This is a genomic window from Halomonas sp., assembly GCF_041689495.1.
GTDB lineage: Bacteria > Pseudomonadota > Gammaproteobacteria > Pseudomonadales > Halomonadaceae > Halomonas.
The window spans coordinates 13,147-35,588 of sequence record NZ_JBDNGD010000381.1; the positions used below are offsets into that span (position 1 = coordinate 13,147).

Consider the following 22,442-nt stretch of genomic DNA (forward strand, 5'->3'; position numbering starts at 1 on the left):
TACCCAATACACCTCACTTGGGCATAGTCTTGAAGGTGATATCCGGCACAGGACCGGATGGTGACAACAAGAACAGACAAGGCGCAGCAGACGATGGAACCGCTGTGTCATACACCCAGGAGAGATCAGTGATGAGCACATCCCCTATTTCCCGCCGCATCTTCCTCAAGGGAAGCGGTGGCGTCCTGGCAGGCACTCTGGCATTCGCCAGTGGCCCGATCGCCTTGCTGGCGCCTTCCAGAAGCTGGGCCATGTCCCTGGACACACTGAGTTCCCGCCAGGGCGAGGTGCTACTGACGGTAACTCGGCATATCTTCCCCCATGCCGAGCTCGAGGATGCGGTCTATGCCATGGTCGTCAAGAGTCTGGATCGCAAGGCCGTGAACGCAGACCTGCATCAGGTGCTGCATGACGGCGTCGTGGCCCTGGACGATGCCGCCGATGGCGACTGGGCGGCACTGGATGAGGCGCAACGCCTGGCGATTCTCGCTCCCATGGCGGGAACCCCCTTCTTCGAGGGCATTCGCGGCGATGCGGTGGTTTCCCTCTACGACAATCCCCTGGCCTATGCGCATTTCGGCTATGAAGGCGCGGAAGGTGACGGTGGCTACCTGACCAAGGGTTTCAATGACCTGACCTGGTTGCCCGACCCGCCCAAGCCGCAAGGCGGCTACCTGCCCTTCGAGGAGCCCGCGGTCTGATCCGCGCGGCCCCTCGTGAACGGATAGAACAACAACGACTTCGGAGACGCCAAGATGGCCATGACGGACAATCAGAAGACCTTCTCCCACGACGACGACCAAGTGGTCGTGGTGATCGGCTCAGGTGCCGGGGGTGGTACCCTGGCCAACGAACTTGCCCAGCAGGGCATCGACGTAGTGGTGCTGGAAGCCGGCGCCCTGCACACCACCGCGGATTTCCTCGCCGATGAGTGGGCCTCCTTTGGTCAGCTCGCCTGGCTGGATACTCGCACGACCTCAGGCAGCTTCCGCCTGGCACGGGATTTCCCCAATCTGCCGGCCTGGATTGTCAAGGCGGTCGGTGGTACCACCGTGCACTGGGCGGGAGCCAGCCTGCGCTTGCAGCCCCATGAGTTCCAGGCGCTGACGCATTATGGCGAAGTGGAAGGCGCCAACCTGCGGGACTGGCCGCTGAGTTACGATGACCTGGCACCTTATTATGATCGTGCCGAAACGCGTATGGGCGTCACCCGCACCAACGACATCAAGGGGCTGCCAGGTAACAATAATTTCAAGGTGATGTACAACGGCGCGAAGAACCTCGGCTATTCCTGTGACACCGGCCATATGGCGATCAATAGCGATCCCCGTGATGGCCGTGCCGCCTGCCAGCAGCGTGGCTTCTGTTTCCAAGGCTGCACGACCGGCGCCAAGTGGTCGACCCTCTACACCGAGCTGCCCGAGGGCATTGCCACGGGCCATCTGGAGCTGCGTCCCCAGTCCCATGTCGCGCGAATCGAGCATGACGAGGAGGGAAGAGCCTCGGGTGTCGTGTACTTCGATGCAGAGGGCAACGAACAGCGCCAGAAGGCACGACTGGTCGCGGTGGCGGGCAACTCCCTGGAGACGCCGCGCTTGCTTCTTAACTCGGCGAGCCCCATGTTCCCGGCAGGGCTGGCCAACGGTTCCGGCCAGGTAGGCCGTAACTACATGCGCCACATGACCGGCTCGATTTATGCCACCTTCGATGATCCAGTCCATATGTACCGAGGCACCACCATGGCTGGCATCATTGCCGATGAGGCACGGCATGATCCCTCCCGTGGCTTCGTGGGTGGCTACGAGATGGAAACCATCTCGCTGGGGCTTCCCTTCATGGCCGCCTTCCTCGATCCGGGTGCCTGGGGGCCGGAATTCACCAATGCCCTTGATCAGTACGACAACATGGCCGGCATGTGGTTGATAGGCGAGGATCTACCCCAGGAGACCAACCGTGTCACGCTCAACCCCGAGGTCACCGACCGCTTCGGTCTGCCGGTGGCCAACGTCCACTACGACGATCACCCCAACGACATCGCTATGCGGGAGCACGGCTTTCGTCAGGGCGCCGAGCTCTACCGCTCTGTCGGGGGCAAAGATATCTATGAGGTACCCCCCTATCCGTCGACTCATAACCTTGGCACCTGCCGGATGAGCGAGCACCCCGAGGACGGCGTCTGCAACGGCTATGGCCAGGCCCATGAGATCCGCAACTTGTTCATCTCGAATGGCCGCCAATTCACGACCTCCGCGTCGGAGAACCCTACGTTGACCATCGTCTCCCTGGCCATCCGCCAGGCTGAGCATATTGGCCAGTTAATGCAACGCGGAGACATTTAACCTTCCCAGGACGCGTCCGTGCTTCCCGGTCGCGTTCTGACCAGGCATGTTTTCAATCTCACGGAGCCCCCCATGAGTCACCAGGGTGAACAACATCAAGGCGTTCAGGCGCCCACCGGCGATTCCGATGGCTTTCGCCTCAACCACACCATGCTGCGAGTCAAGGATCCCCAGGCGTCCCTGGGTTTCTATAGTCGAGTATTCGGCATGAGCGTCGTGCGTCGTCTCGATTTCGAGGCGATGCAGTTCTCGCTCTATTTTCTCGCCAGGCTCGAGGAAACCGATATCCTGCCGGAGGATCCTGGCGAGCGTACCGTCTGGACCTTCAGCCAGCGCGGCGTGCTGGAACTGACCCACAACTGGGGCACCGAGGATCAACAGGGGCGGATCTACCATGACGGTAACGCCGAGCCCCAGGGCTTCGGGCACATCTGTTTCTCGGTGCCGGACCTGGAGGCGGCCGAGGCCTGGTTCGACGCCAACGAGGTCGAGTTCGTCAAGCGCTCCGATCAGGGCAAGATGAAGAACGTGGTCTTCATCAAGGATGTCGACGGCTACTGGATCGAAGTCGTGCAGGCCGACCGCTTGGCGTCCCTTGGCGACTAAAAGCGACACTGGCTGCTCACACGCCGGCAGGCAGTCGTGCACGGAGCATCAGGGCGAGCGATACATAGGCTCGTCCATAATCTGACGCTCTACCCCTGACGGCAAAGCCATGGCCGGGAGAGTCGGTGTTAAGGGTGGCTTGCATGAATAGAGCCATTCGACCCTTTCCGGGCAGGACCGGATCAGAGGGCCGTGGCCTTGGTTCTTGCCATGGTTTCCATCTCTCGACGCACGCGGACGGCCTGGCCTTCCATGGGTTCCACGTCATCCCAGGTCACCATCTGCCCAGCGGGTAGGGGCCTAGTGATCTTGACGCCATGGGCCAGGCCGATCGGCAGACCTCCCATGGCCAGGGAGTCCTCGGCACGAGCAAGGCGTCCCCAGACGGTATAGCCGCCCTCCCCGTCGAGTATGTCGCCTGGGGTCAGCGCCTTCTTGGTGACGGCCACGACATCGGAGACAAAGCCCGTCGGGGTGCCAGTAGGCTCACCGCGCAAGGCGGCATTCGCCACCGAGACGCCCAGTTCCAGGCCAATCAGGTGGGAGGGCCGATAAAGGGCCCCGTAGCGCCCTGAACGGTCGGTGGAGACCTGGTATTCGCGGAAACAGCGCCGGATATAGTCGGCACTCACACCGGTATCCTCAGCTGCCTCGAAGGTGACATAGACTCCCCAGCGCAGGTCGCCGACAACATGGCGGCCATCCCGTTCCTCGCTGGAGATCACCTCGACCATACCGGACTGCTCGAGGACGCCGCCATGCGCCGATGGTTTGAGGATATCGGCGAGATCCTGCACCCCTACGGGCGGAAACTGAAGGCCCTGGCTGGGGGCGAGCAGCCCGGCAGCATTGGAGATCGCCGCCATCTCGATGGACGACTTGGTTCCATCCAGGAAGGAATTGAACATCTGTGGATTCATCCCCCCCTTGGCCGCCTCCTCGGCGGTCAGGCCATAGTGGTCCCAGACGGTATCAGGCGTCGAGGCGGAATAGCCGGGCAGGTACTTGGTTCCCTTGCCGGCGGCCACCACGCGCAGTCCACAGGTACGGGCCCAGTCGATCATCTCGCAGACCAGCGCCGGCTGGTCGCCATAGGCCATGGAATAGACCAGGCCCGCCCGGTTGAACGCCTCGACCAGGTAGGCGCCGGCCAGTACATCGGCTTCGACGTTCACCATGATCATGTGACGGCCATGCTCGGCCGCCAGCAGGGCATGCCGGATGCCCGCCGCCGGGCTACCGGTAGAATCGATCACCACATCCAGGCCATCCGCCCGGATCAGTGCCTCGGCATCCTCGGTAAGGCAGGTCCTGCGGCTCCTCAAGGCGTCATCGAACGACCGGGTCACCACCGCCTCGGCATCCCACCCCGTATTGACCAGTGCCGCCCTGGCGCGATCAAGGGACAGATCGGCGATGCCCATCAAGTGCATGCCGGGTGTGTTGCGTACCTGGGCCAGAAACATGGAACCGAACTTGCCGGAACCGATCAGGCCCACGCGGATCGGTTTACCCTCGGACTCGCAGCGTAACAGCTTGCTATAGAGGCTCATCAGCCAACTCCCTATTTTTCCTTATGAAAGTCAACGCTTAGTCAGTGGGCAAACGCCCTTCCCGGGCAAGTCGACGCTTCACCCAGTGCCCATAGCACCAGCTCAGCAGAGTCTTGATCCCGGGCAATCCGATCACGCCCGCCATCGGCTTGAGGCGTGGCACCCGACGCATGAGCAGGATATAAGCATCCAGGCCATCCCGGATATGACCTTGTTCGTCTTCCACGTGCAGGGAAAGCAATGCCGCTCGGGGATCGATACTCTTCTCCCTCAAATGGGTCTCATGGGCGTTCACGTCCAGCCACTTCACGCCAGCAGCGGTCTGTCCCGCCCAGCGTTCGTAGCGCAAACGGTCCCGGCGGCAGCCAGGACAGGCGGCATCATAGTAGACCTTGAGAGTCGATAATTGGGCTATGGTGCCCTCCTTCCCGTGGACAGAAGTGCTTCGTTTCAATCGCGCTGGTAAGTCCCCACCAGACGGTTCATGCCGAGCAGGTGGGGTTCGACCTTGGTCAAGAGCTCGCCCAGGGAGAGTCCCTCAGGCAGCTCGGTGGCCTTGTCCAGTGCCAGCACCCAGAAATAGTACTGGTGAATCCCGTGGCCTTCCGGCGGCATGGGACCGCCATACCCGGTCTTGCCGTAGTCATTGTTGCCCACGGTTCCGGCCGAGGTGCCTTCTTCCAGATTAGTGATATCGCCCGGCAGGTTGTAGAGCACCCAATGGACGAAGCCGTAGCGACCGTTCTGCACCAGGGGAGCATCCGGGTCATGGCATACCACCGCGAAGCCCTGTGTGCCCTCTGGCGCATCCCGCCAGGAGAGGGCGGGCGAGACGTTATCCCCTTCCGCACTGTACTTGGTGGGAATCGCGCCCTGTGGCCCGAAGGCCGAACTTTCCAGAGTCATCGTCGATAGTGCAAAGGCCATCTTGGTCTAGCTCCTGTTCATGTCGGTTGGGGGCATCGAAGACTTAGCCTCGGAGAAAGGCCACGAACTGTCAATCACAGAGTATCCGCCGATTTCCGCTGATGAACGGGAGCTAGTTGAGGCGTTCGAAGACGGTCGCCACCCCCTGGCCCATGCCGATGCACATGGTGGCCAGACCCAGGGTGGTGTTCCTCTGCTGCATGACATTGAGCAGGCTGGTGCAGATGCGTGCTCCCGAGCAGCCAAGGGGGTGGCCCAAGGCAATGGCGCCACCATGCAGGTTGACCTTGTCGTCCATGGCCTCGAGGAAGCCCAGGTCCTTGAGGACCGGCAGGCTCTGGGCGGCAAAGGCCTCGTTGAGTTCGACGGTCTGGATGTCATCAGGGGTCAATCCCGCCGTCTTGAGGGCCTTCCTCGAGGCCGGCACCGGACCATAGCCCATGATCGAGGCATCGCAACCGGCCACTCCGGTGGAGACCACCCGGGCAATGGGCTCGAGCCCCAGTGCCTGGGCACGCTCGTGGCTCATCACCGCGAGCCCCGCCGCCCCTGCGCAAAGTGCCGAGGAGGTCCCCGCCGTGATGGTGCCGTGACGCGGGTCGAATACCGGCTTGAGGTCGGCCATCGCCGCCAGGCTGGCATCGGCACGAATCACCTCGTCGTCAGAGACCATCACCCGAAACCCTCGAGCGTCATGGCCCTCGACACCGATGATCTCGTTGTCGAAGCCGCCCTTTTCCTTGGCGGCCTGGGCACGCTGGTGGGAACGCACGCCGAAGGCGTCCTGATCCTGGCGGGAGATGCCATGCATCCTGCCCAGCAACTCGGCGGTGAGCCCCATCATCATGGCCGCCTTGGCGACATGCTTGCTGGCGGCCGGGTTAACATCCACGCCATGGGTCATGGGCAGATGTTCCATGTGCTCCACGCCGCCGATCAGATAGACGTCTCCCATGCCGGCCTTGATGTTGGCCGTGGCGATATGCAGCGCACTCATCGAGGACCCGCACAGGCGATTGATGGTCTGGGCCGGGACACTACGCGGGATGCCGGTCAGGATCGCCGCATTGCGGGCGATATTCATGCCCTGCTCCAGGGTCTGGTTGGCACAGCCCCAGATCACATCATCGATCTCGGCCGGGTTGAGTCCCGGATTGCGCTCGAGCAGCGCCTGCATCACCGCAGCGGAAAGGGTCTCGGCACGCACGTGGCGAAAGGCGCCGTGCTTCGCCTTGGCCATGGCAGTGCGTACACCATCGACCACCACGACATCTCTGGGATTCAAGTTCATGACTCGCGACTCCTCTTCTTGATGGAGGTCAATGCCGGTCGACCGCAGAGTAGAAAGACTCATTTGCCTCGGCCATCCGCCGCAGGTTTTCGGTGGGGGCATAGAGCGGACCGAGCTCATCGGCGAGCCCCTCGGCCAGGTCGACGAAGGCCGCCAGGCCCATGGTATCGATATAGCGCAGGGCACCGCCGCGGAAGGGCGGAAAGCCGATACCATAGACCAGTGCCATGTCGGCTTCTGCCGGGGTCTCGACGATACCGTCCTCCAGGCAGCGCACGGCCTCCAGGCACAACGGCACCATCATACGGGAGATGATGGACTCGTCGGAGTATGTCTTGTGCGAAGTCACCACGCCCTTGACCAAATCGATGGCAGCCTCGTCGATGACCTTGACGGGCTTACCCTTCCTGTCTTCCTCGTAGGCATAGAAACCCCTGGTGTTCTTCTGGCCAAGGCGGTCGTTATCGACCATGACCTGGATCACCCCCTTGTTGCCGCCGACACCGCCCATGCGGTCGGGGTAAGCCTCGGCCATAACCTCGCCGGCGTGGACCGCCGTGTCCATGCCCACCACATCGAGAAGGTAAGCCGGACCCATGGGCCAACCGAAGGCCTCCATGACCTTGTCGACATGCCGGAAGTCCGCGCCCTGAGCCACCAGCCGGCTGAAGCCATCGAGATAGGGGAAGAGCACACGGTTGACCAGAAAACCCGGGCAATCCTTGACCACGATGGGTGTCTTGCCCATAACGCGAGCGTAGGCAACGGTGGTCGCCACGGCGGTGTCACCGGATGTTCCTCCGCGAATGACCTCCACCAGGGGCATGCGATGAACCGGATTGAAGAAGTGCATCCCGCAGAAGTTCTCCGGGCGCTTCAGGCTCTCGGCCAGGCGGGTAATGGAGATGGTCGAGGTGTTGGAGGTGAGGATGGTGTCCTCGCCCACCTGGCCTTCCACCTCACTGAGCGCGTTCTGCTTGATCCCGAGATTCTCGACCACCGCCTCGACCACCAGGTCCACATTGCCGAAATCCTCGTAGGAGAGCGTCGGGCGGATCTTGGTGAGCTTCTCGGCCATCCCCTCGCTGGAGAGCTTGCCACGCTCGACCTGCTTGGCGAACAGCTTGCGCGCCTCCTTCAGGCCGAGTTCGATGGCCTCGGCCTTGATATCCTTCATGAGGATCGGCGTGCCCTTGGACGCACTCTGGTAGGCGATGCCGCCGCCCATGATACCGGCCCCCAGCACGGCGGCTTGGCTCACGGGACGCGCCTGCTTTGCGTGATTGCCGGCCTTCTTCTTGACCACCTGATCATTGAGGAACAGGCCCACCAGGTGATAGCAGGTTTCGGTCATCGCCAGCCTGGCGAAGGCCGTGGTCTCGATGGCCTGGGCACGGCCACGCGCCTCGCCACTACCCTTCTGAATGACCTTGATGACCTCCACCGGTGCCGGATAATGCGGCCCGGCCTTGCCGGCCACATAGCCCTTGGCGGTCTCGAAGGCCATCATCTGCTCGATGGGATTGAGTCTGAGGGGACTCGATTTCTCGGCACGTCGGGTCCGATAATCCAGTTCACCGCGAATGGCGCGGGACAGGAGATCCAGGGCGGCCGCTTCGAGTTTCACCGCCGGTACCACGGCATCCACGGCATTCATTTCCAGAGCGGTATCCGCCGAATTCTCGGTTCCACCGGCGATCCACTCGATGGCGTTGTCGGCGCCGATGAGTCGCGGCAAACGGACGCATCCTCCCCATCCCGGCAGGAGGCCCAGCCTGGTCTCCGGCAGGCCAACCCGCGCCGACTCGGCCATTACTCTGAAGTCGGTGGCCAGCGCCAGTTCGAAACCGCCTCCCAGGGCGAGACCATTGATGGCGGTGCAAGTGGGAAAGGGCAGATCCTCGATGGCATTGAAGATGCCATGGGTTCGCTCGAGCATTTCCTCGATGTGCTGGCCACCCTTCTCGAAAAGGCCATGGAACTCGGTAATATCGGCCCCGACGATAAAGACGTCCTTGGCACTCCCGATCACCAGACCCTTCAGGCCTTTTTCGGACTGGATCGCCTTGACGGCGGCGTCCAGCTCACCAACCACCGCACTCGACAACTTGTTGATCGACTCGCCCGCCAGATCGAAGGTCAGTCGGGCGATACCCTCGCCGCCATCCACGATAACGTCTTCCACCTTGATGGCATTGCCTTGATAGATCATCCGCGAATCTCCACGATTTCATACGGGCGTTTAAATATTGGTCAGACTGGTGCAGCCCAACCGGGACGTCAAGCCCTCGAGCCCGCTCACAGCGTCGCTACCCGACGACTGACAACACCTGCCAACAGACGGTTAGCATCGCCTCTTCTTTATGATCAGGCCAGCCAGATCGCCATGAGTTCACACGGCTCGGCGTCAATCGTGAGCAGGCTTGCATTAAACCCTGGGTCTACGGACAATTCGGAGACGCCAATCGACTGCAGAGCGTCATGCATCAGAACATCGGTCTACAGCTATCCCGGGCCCCACGCCTATGGCGTGCCGTCATCGACCACCGCCTGGCCCCCCTGGGCCTGACGCAGACGCGCTGGATCACCCTCTACACCCTGTGGCGACTCGGTGACGGCCAGCCTCAGTGTGACCTGGCCCGCGCCATCGGCGTCGAAGCGCCCTCCCTGGTGCGTACCCTGGACCAGCTTGCCGATCAAGGACTGATCGAGCGCCAATCCTGTGACCAGGACCGTCGCACCAAGCGTGTCTTCCTCACGGAAGCGGCCTCTCCCCTGCTCGAAAAGATAGACGCCGTGGTCACCCAGGCCAGGGGCGAGATGCTCGCCGGGATCGGCGATGAGGACGTGGCGCAGCTCGCCAAGCTGCTATCGCGAATCGAGGAAAACGGTCTGGCCATTCAGGCACGTGAATCCAGCGACTGAGTCGAGGCTTCCTTCGTGTCTGCTGCCGGAAGGAGCAGTCACTTGCGGCCAGCCTGGAAATCGGCCCCGAGGCCGGGGTCATCGGGACGCCCCGCAAGCCCATCCCGCAACGCCTCGATGTCATCGAGATAGGTGGAGAAACGGGCGAAATCCTGTGATTCCCACCACCAGAGACTCAGGGCGTGGCGATTCGACTCGATCACCAGGGCATCCAGGGGCAGGCGCGATAACAACCGCTTGAGCCGTTCCTCGACGTCAAGGGGAAGCGGGCGGAGGGGTTCCTGACGCCAGCGCCACCCATGAGCCAGAGGCTTGAGCGTCTCGGCGGCGTGGGTATCGCGCACCAGCACGAAATCGGGCCCAGGCCGCTGCTGGGGGTAATGCCAACGATAAACCGGCATGGCGGTCTGCTCACCGTGCAGCGGGGGTTTTTCCAGCTTCACCGAGAGGCCGGTCTTCATGGCATCGCGGCGCAAGGCGGCCACCCGTTGCTGTTTCGGACTCGGCCGAATCCACATCACCGGCGATACCACCAGCATCAATACGAAGACGATGATCAGCCACTCCATGCTTCTCTCCCTGGGATTCGAGGCATATTTCTCGATGCCTTGATGCAAGTCGTTGTCTTGGTTCGTCAAGCGTCCTAGAGTGAAGGCATCGCCATCACCGATAAATGCCGTAACGGAGAACTCGAACCATGAGCCATGAATATCGTCACGTCCTGGTCGCCGTCGACCTGACCAAGGACTCCCACCGAGTACTGGAGCGGGCCGCGCAAATCGCCGAACGCAACAATGCCAAGCTGTCGATCATGCACACCCTGGAGCCACTCGGCTTTGCCTACGGCGGCGACATTCCCATGGATCTCACCAGCATCCAGGACCAGCTCGACGAACACGCCAAGCAGCGCCTGGCCGAGATCGCCGACCCCCTCGTCGCCATGGAAAACCAGCATGTCCTGGTGGGCATGCCCGATACCGAGATCCACCGCTTCGCCGAGGAACAGGGTGTCGATCTGATCGCTGTGGGGTCCCATGGCCGGCACGGCTTCGCCCTGCTGCTGGGTTCCACCTCTACCGGTGTCTTGCACGGTGCCCAGTGCGATGTGCTGGCCGTACGCGTCGGCAAGAAGGGCGAGAAAACCGAGGAGTAAGCCAGCGCGCCCGAGCGGCCAGCCGCTCGGTGCTCAGGTGTCGCCTGAGGCCATCGCCTCGAGCGCCATCCAACGCTCCATGGCGGCTTCTAGTTCGGCCTGTCGCTCGTTCAATGCCTCGATGGTCGCCGCCACCCGCTTGGCGTCCTGCTGATAGAAGGCGGGATCCCCCATCGCCTGCTCGAAGGCCGCAATCTCGGTTTCGAGTCGCTCGATCTCTTCCGGCAACCCATCGAGTTCTCGCTGCAATTTGTAGGAGAGCTTGACGGCCTTGCTGGCCGGCGACGGCCTGGATCCTCCCCCCTGGGCGTCTCCGGTCCGGCTTACCTCGGCTGTCGGCTCGACTTGCTGACGGGCCGCGCCTTCCCAAGGGGCCGGCGGAAGCCGGCCGCCCTGGCGGACCCAGTCGCTGTAGCCTCCCACATACTCCCGCACGCGCCCCTCGCCCTCGAAGGCCAGTACGCTGGTCACCACATTGTCCATGAAGGCGCGGTCGTGGGAGACCAGCAAGAGGGTGCCATCGAAGTCGAGCAACAACTCCTCGAGCAGTTCCAGGGTCTCGACGTCGAGATCATTGGTCGGCTCGTCGAGCACCAGCACATTGGCCGGCTGAGTGAAGAGTCGCGCCAGCAGCAGGCGGTTGGATTCTCCGCCTGACAGTGTCTTGACCGGTTGGCGAGCCCGCTCAGGGGTGAAAAGGAAGTCCTGCAGGTAGCTCATGACATGACGGTCACGTCCGCCCACACTGACCCTGTCACTGCCCTGGGCCACGTTGTCGTAAACCGTCTTTTCGAGCTCGAGACCGGCGCGCAACTGGTCAAAGTAGGCGACCTTGACGTTGGTGCCGAGTCTCACCGTTCCTTCGCTGGGCTCGATCTCGCCGAGCAGGATCTTGAGCAGGGTGGTCTTGCCCGCGCCGTTGCGTCCGACGAAGCCGATACGATCACCACGCTGGATCTCCAGATTCAGATTCCGGATCACCACCTCGTCACCGAAGCGGTGTGTCACCCCGGCCAGTTCCACCACCCGCTTGCCACTGCGTTCCCCGCTATCCACCGAGAGGTTGGCTCGACCCTGGCGTTCACGACGTTCGCTGCGCTCACGGCGCATCTGCTCCAGGGCACGGACGCGGCCCTCGTTGCGGGTCCGGCGGGCCTTGATACCCTGGCGGATCCAGGTTTCTTCCTGGGCCAGCTTCTTGTCGAATAGCGCATTCTCGCGCGACTCGACGTCGAGCTCATGGCTCTTCTGCTCCTGGTATTTCGCATAGTCGCCGGGATAGCGCCCCAGGCGTCCACGATCGAGTTCGAGGATCGATGTGGCCAGCCGCGACAGGAAGGTGCGGTCGTGGGTGATGAACAGTACCGCGCCGTTGAAGGCCAGCAACTGCTCCTCCAGCCAGGCGATGGTGTCGAGGTCCAGATGGTTGGTGGGTTCGTCCAGGAGCAGCAGGTCGGGCTCGGCGACCAGGGCGCGTGCCAGAGCCACGCGTCGGCGCCAGCCACCGGATAGGCCAGACATCTCGGCATCCGCCGGCAACCCCAGGCGAGTGAGCACGACATCGATGCGCTGGTGAAAGGACCAGCCGTCGATGGCCTCGATGCGTGTCTGCAAATCGGACATGCGGCGCATGTCCGGCTCTGCCTCGTTGATGAGGTGGTGGTAGTCCGAGAGCAATTCACCAGCCTCGGGCAGCCCCTTGGCCACCATGTCGAAGATAGTCTGGCCCGTGGCATCGGGCAGATCCTGAGCGAGCAGACCTATCTTAAGCCCGGGCGCTCGCCAGATGCTGCCACCGTCGGCCTGGATCTCCCCGGCCACCAACTTGAGCAGGGTCGACTTGCCGGTACCATTGCGTCCCACCAGAGCCAGGCGTTCACCCTTTTCAAGAACCAGGTCGGCACCATTGAGCAATACCTGGGTGCCATAGGCCAGATGCAGCTGTTCCAGACGTAACAGGGTCACGCAGATACCTCTCTTGATCGCGAAGGCGCCTAGTGTAACGCATGGCCGGCTCGTCGTGGCCCCGGTAGCGCGGACGCGGGTACAATGCATGCCGATTCCCTGAGGAGCTCGACCTTGGCCGACCACGATCAACGCTTCGACGACGTTCTGCCCGAGGCGCTTCGCTTCCGTTCGCCCGCCCCCCTGGTGGATATCGGGGCCAACCTGACTCACGCGAGCTTCGCCGGGGATTTCGATACGGTGCTCGCCCGCGCCAGGGCCGCCAATATCACTACCCTGATCCTCACCGGAACGGATCGCCAGCACGCCGAGGAGGCCGTGGCATTGGCACGCCGCCACCCCGGGCTTTTCGCCACAGCCGGGGTACATCCCCATGATGCCAGCCACTGGGATGGCGTCCTGGAACAGGCGATGCGTGACCTGCATCGACAGCCGGAAGTGGTCGCGGTGGGTGAATGCGGTCTCGACTTCAACCGCAACTTTTCGACGCCCGCCGACCAGGAACGCGCCTTCGAGGCCCAGCTCGCCCTCGCGGCGGAGAGCGGCAAGCCGCTGTTCCTCCACGAGCGGGATGCCGGCCAGCGCATGCGTGAGATGCTGCATGCCTGCCGCGACGACATCGGCGATGCCGTGGTGCACTGTTTCACCGCCGATCGCGATACCCTCTTTGGCTACCTGGACCTCGACCTGCATATCGGCCTGACCGGTTGGCTGTGCGACGAGCGGCGTGGCCATCACCTGCGTGACCTGGTCAAGGAGATACCGCTGGCGCATCTGATGGTGGAAACCGACTGCCCCTACCTGCTGCCGCGCAATTTACCTGCCAAACTCAAGGACAGACGACACGAGCCCGCACTACTGCCCTGGATCGTGAAAGAGATCGCCCATTGGCGAGGCATCGCGGAAGTCGAACTGGCCCAGGCCACCACGGATACCGCCAGACGCTTCTTCCATCTGGAGCCAACGACATGAACTCGAGCCCTGGAGGCGAGGAAAATCACCATGAGCGGCACTGAGACAAGCGAAATACCCGGCTTCATCGCCGTGGAAACCGGTGATGATGGCGGCCTGCCGCTGGCCATCGCCTGGTCACTGAGCGATGGGCGCATCAAGCAAACCCTGATCCAGCCCGATGACGACTGGCTGACCGAGGAATTGATCTCTCTGGGCGGGTACAGCCTGGAAGAGCTCTCGAGCCTGGGCGTCAGTCCCCTGGACGTGATCCGTGAGCTGGAGACCGACCACTTCAACGAGACGCTATTCACGGCGGGAATCAGCGATGACGAATCGGCGCTGTCACGCCTGTTCGACACCTATGGACTGGATCCCTTCGTCGAGCTGGCGCCTGCGGAATCCCTCTATGCGTCCCTGGCCCCCGGAGACTGGGCACGGGCAAGGGGAGAATTGTTCGGAATACTGGGCCTGGAGCCGTTGCGACCCGAACACGAGGTCGAGGTGATGCTGCACCTTCATCAACGCCTCAACGGCACCGACGAAGGCTAGTTTCCCGGGGTCCCGGGATTAGCCCACCAGGCGTCTGGCCCTCTCGAGAATTCCCGCCACCGAGGGCAGGGTCAAGGTGGCGGCACGGCCCAGGGCAATGAAGCTGTCCTGGGCAGTCAACCGATGCAGCCGATGACTCTGCAGCCCGCGCTCGACCATGGCGGTGATGACTTCCTCGCTCACCGACCCAGTGCGGCGGCACTCGTCCACCACCAGTATCTGCCGGCAATCGGCGACTCTTGCCAGAAGGGCATCGTGATCGATGGCAGTCAGCCAGCGCAGGTCGACGAGGCGCAGGGCGATGCCCTCGGCCTCCAACCTGACGGCGGCCTGGCGGGAGAGATAGGCCCCGTTGCCATAGCTGACGATCGCCAGATCCTTTCCCTCTCCCCACTGGCCGACCTCACCCACCGCCAGGCGGTACTCCACCCCCGGGTCGGCGAAACACCACTGCCGGTCTCCTTCCGCCAAGAGGTCCCTCGTGTGATAGAGCGCTATCGGCTCAAGGAAGACCACCAGGCGCTGCTCTTCATCGGCCAGGCGAACTGCTTCCTGCAGCAGTCCGACGGCGTCGGCACCATTGGAGGGACACGCCACCAGCAGCCCGGGGATGTCGCGCAGCACGGCGATGGCATTGTCGTTGTGGAAGTGACCACCAAACCCCTTCTGGTAACCCAATCCGGCAATGCGCACCACCATGGGGTTGGCGTACTGCGCATTGGAGAAGAAACTCAGGGTCGCCGCCTCGCCCCTTAACTGATCCTCGGCGTTGTGCAGGTAGGCCAGGAACTGGATCTCGAGGATCGGCACCAGGCCGTTCTGGGCCAGGCCGATGCCGAGCCCCAGGATGGTCTGCTCGTCGAGCAGAGTGTCGATGACCCGATGAGAACCGAACAGGGCCTGCAAGCGCTGGGTGACGCCATAGACACCCCCCTTGCGGCCGATGTCCTCTCCGGCCATCACCAGATGGGGATAGCGCTCCATCAGACGTTGCAACGCCCGATTGATGAGCTTGGCCATGGGCGTCGGCGTGGTGTCGATCTCACCCTGCCAAGGCCTTGCCTGTCCTCTCCTGTGGGGAGGCAGGAGGCTGGCCATGACCTGCTCGGCGGTCTCGAGTTTCGGCCGACGGATCGCTCTTTCGGCCAGTTCGGCCACTTCCTCGCCGATTGTCCGGTAACGTCCGGCGATCTCCTCGACAGTCAGCACATCATGGCGACGCAGCAGGCCGGCGCTGATCAGCAGTGGATCGCGAGCCTCGTCAGCCTCGATACGTTCTGCCGACAGATAGGCCTGCTGGGCGTCCGAGCCGGCATGGCCGAAGAGCCTCACACAACGCATGTGCAGGAAGACTGGCTGACGCCGACGGCGCGCCATCACCTCCGCTTGACGCGCCACACGCCAGGTATCCAGCAGATCCAGGCCATCGCAGGCGAGGTAATGAAACCCGGGGCGCGAGCGCATGCTGGCCTCGATCCAGCCTTGCGGGGTGGGCATCGAGACACCGATACCGTTGTCCTCGCAGACCATCACCAGAGGCATGGGCAGGCCCTGGAAAGCCGCCCAGCCCGCAGCGTTGATCGCCCCCTGGGCGGTGGAGTGGTTGAAGGACGCATCACCGAAGCTGCAGATCACCACGCTGTCTTCCGGCCAGCGTCCAGCGCTTCCCAGGCGACGTCGAAGGGAGAGGCCGTGGGCCGCGCCAACCGCCTTCGGGAGGTGAGAGGCGATGGTGCTGGTCTGCGGCGGGATGTTCAGGGAAACCGAACCCAGGACCTTGTGGCGGCCACCGGAGATCGGGTCCTCACTCGATGCCACGAGGCTCAGCAGCAGGTCCCAGAGTGGCGTCTGGTCTCCTGCCGCACGGCTGCGCTGGATCATGAAGGCGGCATCACGGTAGTGGAGAAAGGCGGGATCGGTCGAGCGCAGGGCCAGGGCGATGGCGGCATTGCCCTCATGGCCGGCACTGCCGATGGTGTAGAAGCCCTCGCCACGCGCCTGCAGACGCCGGGCCTGGAGGTCCAGATGGCGGCTCATCAGCTGTGACTCGAAGAGCTCGATCAGCCCATGAGGCTCGAGACCGACCTCAGAGAGGGACCAGAATGTGTCCGATGCCGGCCATTCATCCCCTTGCAGGGCGGCGAGGAAACGCACTTCCTGGGGAAGGGGGTCGACCGACATGACGGGCTCCAGCCAGGGCAGGTAAGCCCATCCTACCCCATGGCAAGGCGGGAGGCTCTCAACTCAGTCCGTCCGGCGGCCAGCGACTGGTCCAGATCGCGTCGATCCCGGTAGAAGGCCTTCAGAGTCGCGCGAAAGGCCGCGGCCCGCCTGGGTAACCCCACCTCCTCGAAGCGCGAGGCTCGTGCCTCGACCCGAGCACGGAAGGCATCACGATCGACCTCTCCCTCGCCACCCAGATTGTCGACGCTGACATGAAAATCGAGACCGCATGCACAGGAAAACAGTGACTCCAGGGCCTGCGGCGTCACTTCCACGGCCTCGAAATCATCCTGCTGGGCAGGATCACGACCGTCGGGCAGGTACCAATAGCCATAATCCTCGAGTCCACGACGGCGGGCACCCGCGATGCACCAGTGGCTGATCTCGTGCAAGGCACTGGCATAGAAGCCGTGGGCGAAGATTACCCGATGCCAGGGGCAGGCGTCGTCGGCCGGCAGGTAAAGAGGGTCAGCGTCGCCGCGCACCAGCCGGGTGTGGTAGGTATCGTCGAAAAGACCGTCGAAAAGCGCGATGACATCCTCGAGGCGATGGGACACGAATCCTCCCTTGATGATCGAATCGAAACGGACGTTGGGAACATTATAGGGCGAGCGACGGGCGAGGCGAAGCACGGCTGTCGCTGATAGACTGCTGGCTTTATGGGCAGACACGCCCCCGTTCGATCCAGCTGCATGGAGACTTGCCCTTGGCTCAGTTTGCCGCCGATCTTCTGGCTGCCAATCGCAAGGAGACGCGTCCTCTGCTGCGCCTGGCCCTGCCGATCTGCGGCGCGCAACTCGCCCAGGCGGGCATGAGTGTCGTGGACGTGATGATGACCGGCCGCCTGAGCGCCACCGATCTGGCGGCCGTCTCTGTGGGCTCCGGCCTGTGGCTGCCCTTGATGCTTTTCATGACCGGCACCCTCATGGGCCTCACACCCATCGTCGCCCAACTCCTGGGGGGCGGACGCCTCGGGCACATTCGCCCCAACGTCCACCAGGCCCTGTGGGTGTCCCTGGTGCTGGGCCTGCTTGCCGCCGGCTTGCTGTATTTCACCGTCATGCCGGTCTTCCGTCTGATGTCGGTACCCGACGAGGTTGCCATGCGCGCCGCGGCCTACCTGGCCGCCGTCGCCTTCGGCATGCCCGGGGTCGCCCTTTTCCAGGCCCTGAGGGCCTTCTCGGACGGCATGAACCATACGCGACCCTCATTATGGATCAGCCTGGTCGGGCTGTGCGTTAACATCCCCAGCAATTTCGTCCTGATCTATGGGGGTGATGGCCTGACGGGACTCCTCGGCGACTGGCTCCCCGACTGGATACAATCGCTGCCCGCACTGGGTGCATTCGGGTGTGGCATCGCCACGGCCCTCTCGATGTGGGTCATGGCCCTGGCCATGATCCTCTACACTCGCCGCAGCCCGGCCTATGGCGAGGTGGAACTCTGGCACAGCCCCGCGCCACCGAACTGGCGAATCATCGGCGAATTGCTGCATGTGGGCATACCCATCGGCGTGGCGATCTTCGTCGAGGTGACACTCTTCACCCTGATCGCGCTGTTCGTCGCCAGTCTTGGCGAGGTAACGGTGGCCGCCCACCAGATAGCCCTGAATTACACCTCCATCCTCTTCATGCTGCCGCTCTCCTTGAGCATGGCGCTGACCGTGAGGGTCGGCAACACCCTGGGGCAGGGTCGGCCCGACTTCGCTCGCCTGGTCGCCTGGAACGGCATTCTCATCAGTCTGGCCATTGCGGCCCTCAACAGCCTCCTGCTGTGGCTGACAGCGGAACCGGTCATCGCCCTCTACACCCATGATGCAGCGGTGCAACGCCTGACAAGGTCTCTGGTCATACTGGCTATGATCTTTCAGCTATCGGATTCGCTGCAGGTCAACATGGCCGGCGCCCTGCGCAGCTACAAGGATACCCGTGTCGTCATGCTGATCACTCTTGTCGCCTACTGGTTCGTGGGTCTGGGAGGCGGCCACTGGCTGGGTGTCCGCGGGCTATCGGGTATCATCGACCCCCTGGGTGTACACGGCTACTGGATCGGCTTGATCGCGGGGCTTTCTGCAGCGGCCCTGTTGCTGGGCTTACGACTGCGACGAATCGGCAAGGCGGTGATGGATGCTCAACGGACACTCCCGACGCCGTAACGGCAAGTGGCGATTCACGGCAGCTCTCAGCGTGGCGGTACTCGCCGGCTGTGGCAACGGCGGTGAGCTCGATGCGCTGCTCGTCGACTACCAGCGACACCTTGCCGAGTCCCTGGACCTCGAGGCTCCGACACCTCGGACGCCTGATAATATTGATGCCTTCCCGGCCCCCGATGAACGCCTGCTGGCGATTCCCGAGACTCGGGAAGGACTGCTCAACGTCTATGCCCTGCGCGACTGCCGGATCAGCCGACTGGTGGCACAACGCAACAATCAGCTGGGCCGAGTCGCCAGAGCCAGTCAACGCTGGCTGTACGAATTGAAGCTCTGGCATCGGCTCGATGCCTGTTGGCGCAGCGAGGTCCCACAGGAACTCTCCGAGGCCAATCGGCAGCGTCTGGCCACGCTGGTCGAGATGAAGACCGAGCAATTGCCGAGGGTCAGCTGGAATGCGCTTTTCGATTCCAGCGAGTGGGTCGGCAGCTTCTCGCGAGCCAGCTCGCCATTACCCCGGGATGAGATCGAGCCCAAGGAGGGCCAGTTGGCGGCTCTGGCGTATCTCCGCGACGTCACCCTGCATCAGTTCGACCCGGACTGGCAGCCCGATTCATCGACCCTGGAAGGCCATCTGCAGACGCTGCAGACCCGCCCCTATGCGGCAGAGCTGTTGCGGACCCTGCTGCTGGCCGAGCAACGTCTGTCGGAAGCATCAGCGCTTCTGGAACATGCCCTGATGGAAGCCGACCCCTGCCGTCGGTTGTCCTCACCCCTGAAAGCCCTTTATGAGGCCAGGGAGGCAGAAGACCTCGATGCCTGGCTGGCACAACTGGAGACGACCGCGCGAGGCTGGCTGGAGGCCGTCGACGGCCTACTCGAGGCACAGGTTGAAGGAACGACTGAAGTGGCAGACTACCGTCGACGCTGGCTTTCCTCGCAGTCACCCGATGCCGTCTTCTCTGCCTTCTCCTCCGCGAGGAAACGCCATGACATCTTGCGAGAGACTATGGTCTCAGAGTGTCGTTGATCTCGGGGACTTAACCTTGAGGGTGAGTCTGTGCTATTGGTTGTGAAACAGTGACGCCAAGCGCTAATGCCCGGCCACCAGGCCGATGCCGTGATCATGAAGCATGTGGAGGGACGTCATGGGTATCCCGCTGTCACCTCGTCCGGCCCAGATCATCGATCTGGAAGCCATGCGCCAGCGTCAACTCGCCAGGCGTCGTCTGATTCGTCTGTCCCCCGAACTGGATGGACTGGAAATGGTCTACCGGCTCTCTTCCAGCGCCGACACCCTCTACGGCATGCCCCTGCTGGCTTGGGGCCTGCGCGAGGATGGTGAGGTGGTCGGTCTGGTTCCCTGGATGGAAGCATTGACCGCCTGCCATTGTCTGGATGATGCGGAACATGGCAGCTTCGTCGGCTATCGTGATCCCGAGACAGAGGAACTCTTCGAGGTCGCCCCCGAGCACAAGGTGATGGAGCTCGAGCATGCAGCGGCCTATTTCGACTACGAAGACACCGACGAGACTACCCTGATCCAACAACTCCCGGAATCCCAGGGCACCCATGCCCTGTGCATGGACAAAGGGAGCGCTCCCTGGCAGCTCAAGCAGGTGTTCGGCTGGCGACTGTACAATGATGGCAAGGTCGAGGCACTGCTCGCCGACGAATCTCGCGTGGAATCCACACCCATCCTGCCCAGTGATCCTTGCCTGTATCCTGGGCATAGCCGGCACCGGGTGGTCTACTTCTTCCAGCGCCAGATCGCCAACCGGATCCGCCATGAGGACCCGGCCACCCTCGAGGCGTTGGCACTGATGGTGATGGCCGATGACGACGATGGTGGATCAACCGAGTAGGCGAACGGCACACTCACCCGACTTGACCCGCCCGATGCGTTACACCGGGCGGGTCAAGAACCGTTATCCCAGCCGAACGAAATATACGAAATATTCCCCATCCTCGATCTGCTGGATGAGTTTATGACCCAGAAAACTACAGAACTTGGGCACATCACGGGTCGTTGCCGGATCGGTGGCAATCACCTTGAGCACCTCGCCTGAGCGCATGTCACGCACCTTGTTGTGCATGAGCATGATCGGCTCGGGACAATACAACCCGGTGGTATCGAGTTCGACGGCATGATCCGGCAGACCGGCCCGCGAGTCGACGTCGGTATAATCAATCATCGAAGACCTCATCGTCGATAACAGGAATAGATAAACAGTCGGCTTGTACCCACCGACTGACAGCAAAGAACAGGAGTCACTGGATGATCAAGATCATTATCGAGCGCCGCATCATGCCCGGTCTCGAGGAGGAATACGAAGCCGCTGCCCGAGAAGCCATGCGAGAGTCCTTGACGGCCCGTGGCTTCATCGGTGGCGAGAGCCTCGTCGAGATGGGTCATGGGGACCGGCGCCTGATGATCACAAAGTGGCGCGACATGCGTGCCTGGAAGGAATGGTACACCAGCGAGCAGCGCAGTCGGGTCATGCAAAAGCTGCTACCACTGTTGACCGAGGATGAAAGCATCCGTATCTATGAACCGACCCGGTGACCCGCACGCCCCTACTCCTTGACTCTGACATGGACGGTGACTTCTTCACGGTCATGATAAAGCTGACGACACTGGATTTTCCCTTCGATCCCACCTTCCTGCAAGGCCTCCGCCAGCCTTCCCAGGCAAAGTGACACCTCCGGCCAGCGACGCTTCATCGGCAGCTTGAGGTTGAAGATGGCCTCGCGACACCAACGATTGACAAACCAGCGTTCTACCATGGACTCGACGCGAGATGGCTTGTCGACGATGTCACAGACCAGCCAGTCCAGACACATCGGGGGTTCCCAGACAAAACCATCTTCCTTCACGTGCTCGACCAGACCCGTCGCCATCAACTTCCGGTCCATGGGACCATTGTCGACGGCATAGACATTCATGCCCCGATTGACCAGTTGCCAGGTCCATCCCCCCGGTGCTGCACCCAGGTCAGCCGCTTGCATGCCCTCGGCTAGCCGGCTATCCCATGCCTCTTTCGGCACGAACTCATGCCATGCCTCCTCGAGCTTCAGAGTCGAGCGGCTCGGGGCGCCATGAGGAAAACGAAGACGACGAATGCCGCCGGAGAGATCACTCCGGTTACCGGGAAAACTCATGCCAATCTGCACCCTGTCCCCGGCACTCCACAGCAGGTGCAATCGACGCCTGCCCGCCTTCCGACGTAGTGCCTTGCGTTTCCTGAGCAGAGACTCGAGGGGCCGATCCAACGCCTTGATCAAGCCGGCCAGTGTCTTTGCCTCATTGGTATCAGGCGTTTCCTGCCAGAGCGAATCGAAGCTCCAGCCACTTTCCACGACCTGATCGACGATCGGCGACAGGCGATCCTCGCGAGAGAGCGACAGCGTCGGCAAGGCCACCAGGCTCTGCCGGGCGAAGACCAGGGAGGCAAGGGGCAAGACCCGATGCAAGACGTTCGCCGGCTCGCCGTCGGCCAACACGAAACGCAGAAATCCGGTATCCAACTCGAATCGGCTCTCCCCCTCCCGACCGAGATCGGCCACCTTGTCGGCAAGCTCGGCGGCAAGGTCCGGTTCGAAACCGGGACGACAGTAGAACAAGAGTTCAGTGGGGGTGATCATCACCCTTTTCTCCTTGATGAGGCCCCAGACGACGACACCCCCGAGCTCTCATGAACTCGGGGGTGTCTGAATAAGGTGCCTGACGATGACCTACTCTCGCATGGGGAAGCCCCACACTACCATCGGCGCTGAGCGGTTTCACTGCTGAGTTCGGCATGGATCA

The 22,442-nt window shown here is 62.5% G+C and carries 22 protein-coding genes; 11 read left to right on the forward strand and 11 right to left on the reverse strand.

Annotation, left to right across the window (positions count from 1 at the left end; all coding sequences use genetic code 11):
- Positions 1-131: 131 nt before the first annotated feature.
- The 3 genes from ACESMD_RS11965 to gloA all read left to right on the forward strand — a co-directional run bounded on the left by ACESMD_RS11965 (position 132) and on the right by gloA (position 2,945).
- Entirely contained in the window at positions 132-701 is a 570-nt protein-coding gene (locus ACESMD_RS11965; protein ID WP_372613441.1) for a twin-arginine translocation signal domain-containing protein, read from the forward strand.
- 54 nt (positions 702-755) lie between these two features.
- The gene (locus ACESMD_RS11970; protein WP_372613443.1) at positions 756-2,339 is read left to right on the forward strand and encodes a GMC family oxidoreductase; all 1,584 of its coding nucleotides are present in this window, start codon (positions 756-758) and stop codon (positions 2,337-2,339) included.
- A gap of 72 nt (positions 2,340-2,411) precedes the next feature.
- Positions 2,412-2,945 (forward strand): lactoylglutathione lyase, encoded by a 534-nt coding sequence (gene gloA, locus ACESMD_RS11975; protein WP_372613445.1) that lies wholly within the window; start codon positions 2,412-2,414, stop codon positions 2,943-2,945.
- Between the two features lie 182 nt (positions 2,946-3,127).
- On the opposite strand, the gene ACESMD_RS11980 is transcribed toward gloA, so the two are convergent.
- The 5 genes from ACESMD_RS11980 to fadB all read right to left on the reverse strand — a co-directional run bounded on the left by ACESMD_RS11980 (position 3,128) and on the right by fadB (position 8,928).
- Positions 3,128-4,498, reverse strand: coding sequence for an NAD(P)H-dependent oxidoreductase (locus ACESMD_RS11980; protein WP_372613447.1), 1,371 nt, complete (start codon positions 4,496-4,498; stop codon positions 3,128-3,130).
- Positions 4,499-4,535: 37 nt separating this feature from the next.
- Positions 4,536-4,952 (reverse strand): thiol-disulfide oxidoreductase DCC family protein, encoded by a 417-nt coding sequence (locus tag ACESMD_RS11985; protein ID WP_372613449.1) that lies wholly within the window; start codon positions 4,950-4,952, stop codon positions 4,536-4,538.
- Complete coding sequence (locus tag ACESMD_RS11990) at positions 4,949-5,425, reverse strand: YbhB/YbcL family Raf kinase inhibitor-like protein (protein ID WP_372613451.1); 477 nt, start codon at positions 5,423-5,425, stop codon at positions 4,949-4,951. The genes ACESMD_RS11985 and ACESMD_RS11990 overlap by 4 nt, the downstream gene beginning before the upstream one ends.
- Positions 5,426-5,537: 112 nt before the next feature.
- Positions 5,538-6,716, reverse strand: a complete 1,179-nt coding sequence (gene fadA / locus ACESMD_RS11995; protein ID WP_372613453.1) for an acetyl-CoA C-acyltransferase FadA — start codon at positions 6,714-6,716, stop codon at positions 5,538-5,540.
- A 28-nt stretch (positions 6,717-6,744) separates the two neighbouring features.
- A complete protein-coding gene (fadB, locus tag ACESMD_RS12000; protein WP_372613455.1) occupies positions 6,745-8,928 on the reverse strand; it encodes a fatty acid oxidation complex subunit alpha FadB in 2,184 nt (727 codons plus the stop codon).
- Between the two features lie 269 nt (positions 8,929-9,197).
- On the opposite strand from fadB, the gene slyA reads away from it, so the two are divergent.
- Positions 9,198-9,641, forward strand: coding sequence for a transcriptional regulator SlyA (gene slyA, locus ACESMD_RS12005; protein ID WP_372613457.1), 444 nt, complete (start codon positions 9,198-9,200; stop codon positions 9,639-9,641).
- Positions 9,642-9,679: 38 nt separating this feature from the next.
- Here slyA and ACESMD_RS12010 read toward each other — a convergent pair whose 3' ends face one another.
- The gene (locus ACESMD_RS12010; RefSeq protein ID WP_372613459.1) at positions 9,680-10,210 is read right to left on the reverse strand and encodes a preprotein translocase subunit YajC; all 531 of its coding nucleotides are present in this window, start codon (positions 10,208-10,210) and stop codon (positions 9,680-9,682) included.
- A gap of 128 nt (positions 10,211-10,338) precedes the next feature.
- On the opposite strand from ACESMD_RS12010, the gene ACESMD_RS12015 reads away from it, so the two are divergent.
- Positions 10,339-10,794, forward strand: a complete 456-nt coding sequence (locus tag ACESMD_RS12015; protein ID WP_372613461.1) for a universal stress protein — start codon at positions 10,339-10,341, stop codon at positions 10,792-10,794.
- Positions 10,795-10,827: 33 nt separating this feature from the next.
- On the opposite strand, the gene ACESMD_RS12020 is transcribed toward ACESMD_RS12015, so the two are convergent.
- Entirely contained in the window at positions 10,828-12,759 is a 1,932-nt protein-coding gene (locus ACESMD_RS12020; RefSeq protein WP_372613463.1) for an ATP-binding cassette domain-containing protein, read from the reverse strand.
- 114 nt (positions 12,760-12,873) lie between these two features.
- On the opposite strand from ACESMD_RS12020, the gene ACESMD_RS12025 reads away from it, so the two are divergent.
- On the forward strand, positions 12,874-13,731 hold the full coding sequence (locus ACESMD_RS12025; RefSeq protein ID WP_372613465.1) for a TatD family hydrolase: 858 nt from the start codon (positions 12,874-12,876) through the stop codon (positions 13,729-13,731).
- 30 nt (positions 13,732-13,761) lie between these two features.
- Positions 13,762-14,262 carry a hypothetical protein gene (locus ACESMD_RS12030; RefSeq protein WP_372613467.1) on the forward strand — a complete coding sequence of 167 codons (501 nt, stop codon included), beginning with the start codon at positions 13,762-13,764 and terminating at the stop codon, positions 14,260-14,262.
- Between the two features lie 18 nt (positions 14,263-14,280).
- Here ACESMD_RS12030 and ACESMD_RS12035 read toward each other — a convergent pair whose 3' ends face one another.
- Together ACESMD_RS12035 and ACESMD_RS12040 are read right to left on the reverse strand one after the other, a co-directional pair.
- Positions 14,281-16,443, reverse strand: coding sequence for a dehydrogenase E1 component subunit alpha/beta (locus ACESMD_RS12035; protein WP_372613469.1), 2,163 nt, complete (start codon positions 16,441-16,443; stop codon positions 14,281-14,283).
- A 32-nt stretch (positions 16,444-16,475) separates the two neighbouring features.
- Positions 16,476-17,042 carry an elongation factor P hydroxylase gene (locus ACESMD_RS12040; RefSeq protein WP_372613471.1) on the reverse strand — a complete coding sequence of 189 codons (567 nt, stop codon included), beginning with the start codon at positions 17,040-17,042 and terminating at the stop codon, positions 16,476-16,478.
- A gap of 149 nt (positions 17,043-17,191) precedes the next feature.
- Between ACESMD_RS12040 and ACESMD_RS12045 the strand changes: the two genes are divergently transcribed.
- From ACESMD_RS12045 to ACESMD_RS12055, 3 genes are all read left to right on the forward strand, one after another.
- A complete protein-coding gene (locus ACESMD_RS12045) occupies positions 17,192-18,640 on the forward strand; it encodes an MATE family efflux transporter (protein ID WP_372613473.1) in 1,449 nt (482 codons plus the stop codon).
- Entirely contained in the window at positions 18,612-19,664 is a 1,053-nt protein-coding gene (locus ACESMD_RS12050) for a DUF3080 family protein (RefSeq protein WP_372613475.1), read from the forward strand. The genes ACESMD_RS12045 and ACESMD_RS12050 overlap by 29 nt, the downstream gene beginning before the upstream one ends.
- Before the next feature lie 118 nt (positions 19,665-19,782).
- Positions 19,783-20,499: a hypothetical protein gene (locus tag ACESMD_RS12055; RefSeq protein ID WP_372613477.1), complete on the forward strand. Its 717-nt coding sequence runs from the start codon at positions 19,783-19,785 to the stop codon at positions 20,497-20,499.
- Between the two features lie 63 nt (positions 20,500-20,562).
- Here ACESMD_RS12055 and tusA read toward each other — a convergent pair whose 3' ends face one another.
- The gene (gene tusA / locus ACESMD_RS12060; protein WP_372613479.1) at positions 20,563-20,829 is read right to left on the reverse strand and encodes a sulfurtransferase TusA; all 267 of its coding nucleotides are present in this window, start codon (positions 20,827-20,829) and stop codon (positions 20,563-20,565) included.
- 83 nt (positions 20,830-20,912) lie between these two features.
- Here tusA and ACESMD_RS12065 point away from each other — a divergent pair, with 83 nt between their 5' ends.
- The gene (locus ACESMD_RS12065; protein ID WP_372613481.1) at positions 20,913-21,200 is read left to right on the forward strand and encodes an antibiotic biosynthesis monooxygenase; all 288 of its coding nucleotides are present in this window, start codon (positions 20,913-20,915) and stop codon (positions 21,198-21,200) included.
- Between the two features lie 11 nt (positions 21,201-21,211).
- Here the strand turns inward: ACESMD_RS12065 and rlmM are convergent, their stop codons facing one another.
- A complete protein-coding gene (rlmM, locus tag ACESMD_RS12070; protein WP_372613483.1) occupies positions 21,212-22,279 on the reverse strand; it encodes a 23S rRNA (cytidine(2498)-2'-O)-methyltransferase RlmM in 1,068 nt (355 codons plus the stop codon).
- Positions 22,280-22,442: the final 163 nt, after the last annotated feature.

What these genes read in the sequence shown, in the direction of transcription:
- ACESMD_RS11965 (WP_372613441.1), top strand. Translation starts at nt 132, where the DNA reads ATGAGCACATCCCCTATTTCCCGCCGCATCTTCCTCAAGGGAAGCGGT.
- ACESMD_RS11970 (WP_372613443.1), top strand. Translation starts at nt 756, where the DNA reads ATGGCCATGACGGACAATCAGAAGACCTTCTCCCACGACGACGACCAA.
- gloA (WP_372613445.1), top strand. Translation starts at nt 2,412, where the DNA reads ATGAGTCACCAGGGTGAACAACATCAAGGCGTTCAGGCGCCCACCGGC.
- ACESMD_RS11980 (WP_372613447.1), bottom strand. Translation starts at nt 4,498, where the DNA reads ATGAGCCTCTATAGCAAGCTGTTACGCTGCGAGTCCGAGGGTAAACCG.
- ACESMD_RS11990 (WP_372613451.1), bottom strand. Translation starts at nt 5,425, where the DNA reads ATGGCCTTTGCACTATCGACGATGACTCTGGAAAGTTCGGCCTTCGGG.
- fadA (WP_372613453.1), bottom strand. Translation starts at nt 6,716, where the DNA reads ATGAACTTGAATCCCAGAGATGTCGTGGTGGTCGATGGTGTACGCACT.
- fadB (WP_372613455.1), bottom strand. Translation starts at nt 8,928, where the DNA reads ATGATCTATCAAGGCAATGCCATCAAGGTGGAAGACGTTATCGTGGAT.
- slyA (WP_372613457.1), top strand. Translation starts at nt 9,198, where the DNA reads ATGCATCAGAACATCGGTCTACAGCTATCCCGGGCCCCACGCCTATGG.
- ACESMD_RS12010 (WP_372613459.1), bottom strand. Translation starts at nt 10,210, where the DNA reads ATGGAGTGGCTGATCATCGTCTTCGTATTGATGCTGGTGGTATCGCCG.
- ACESMD_RS12015 (WP_372613461.1), top strand. Translation starts at nt 10,339, where the DNA reads ATGAGCCATGAATATCGTCACGTCCTGGTCGCCGTCGACCTGACCAAG.
- ACESMD_RS12030 (WP_372613467.1), top strand. Translation starts at nt 13,762, where the DNA reads ATGAGCGGCACTGAGACAAGCGAAATACCCGGCTTCATCGCCGTGGAA.
- ACESMD_RS12035 (WP_372613469.1), bottom strand. Translation starts at nt 16,443, where the DNA reads ATGTCGGTCGACCCCCTTCCCCAGGAAGTGCGTTTCCTCGCCGCCCTG.
- ACESMD_RS12050 (WP_372613475.1), top strand. Translation starts at nt 18,612, where the DNA reads ATGCTCAACGGACACTCCCGACGCCGTAACGGCAAGTGGCGATTCACG.
- ACESMD_RS12055 (WP_372613477.1), top strand. Translation starts at nt 19,783, where the DNA reads ATGGGTATCCCGCTGTCACCTCGTCCGGCCCAGATCATCGATCTGGAA.
- tusA (WP_372613479.1), bottom strand. Translation starts at nt 20,829, where the DNA reads ATGATTGATTATACCGACGTCGACTCGCGGGCCGGTCTGCCGGATCAT.
- ACESMD_RS12065 (WP_372613481.1), top strand. Translation starts at nt 20,913, where the DNA reads ATGATCAAGATCATTATCGAGCGCCGCATCATGCCCGGTCTCGAGGAG.
- rlmM (WP_372613483.1), bottom strand. Translation starts at nt 22,279, where the DNA reads ATGATCACCCCCACTGAACTCTTGTTCTACTGTCGTCCCGGTTTCGAA.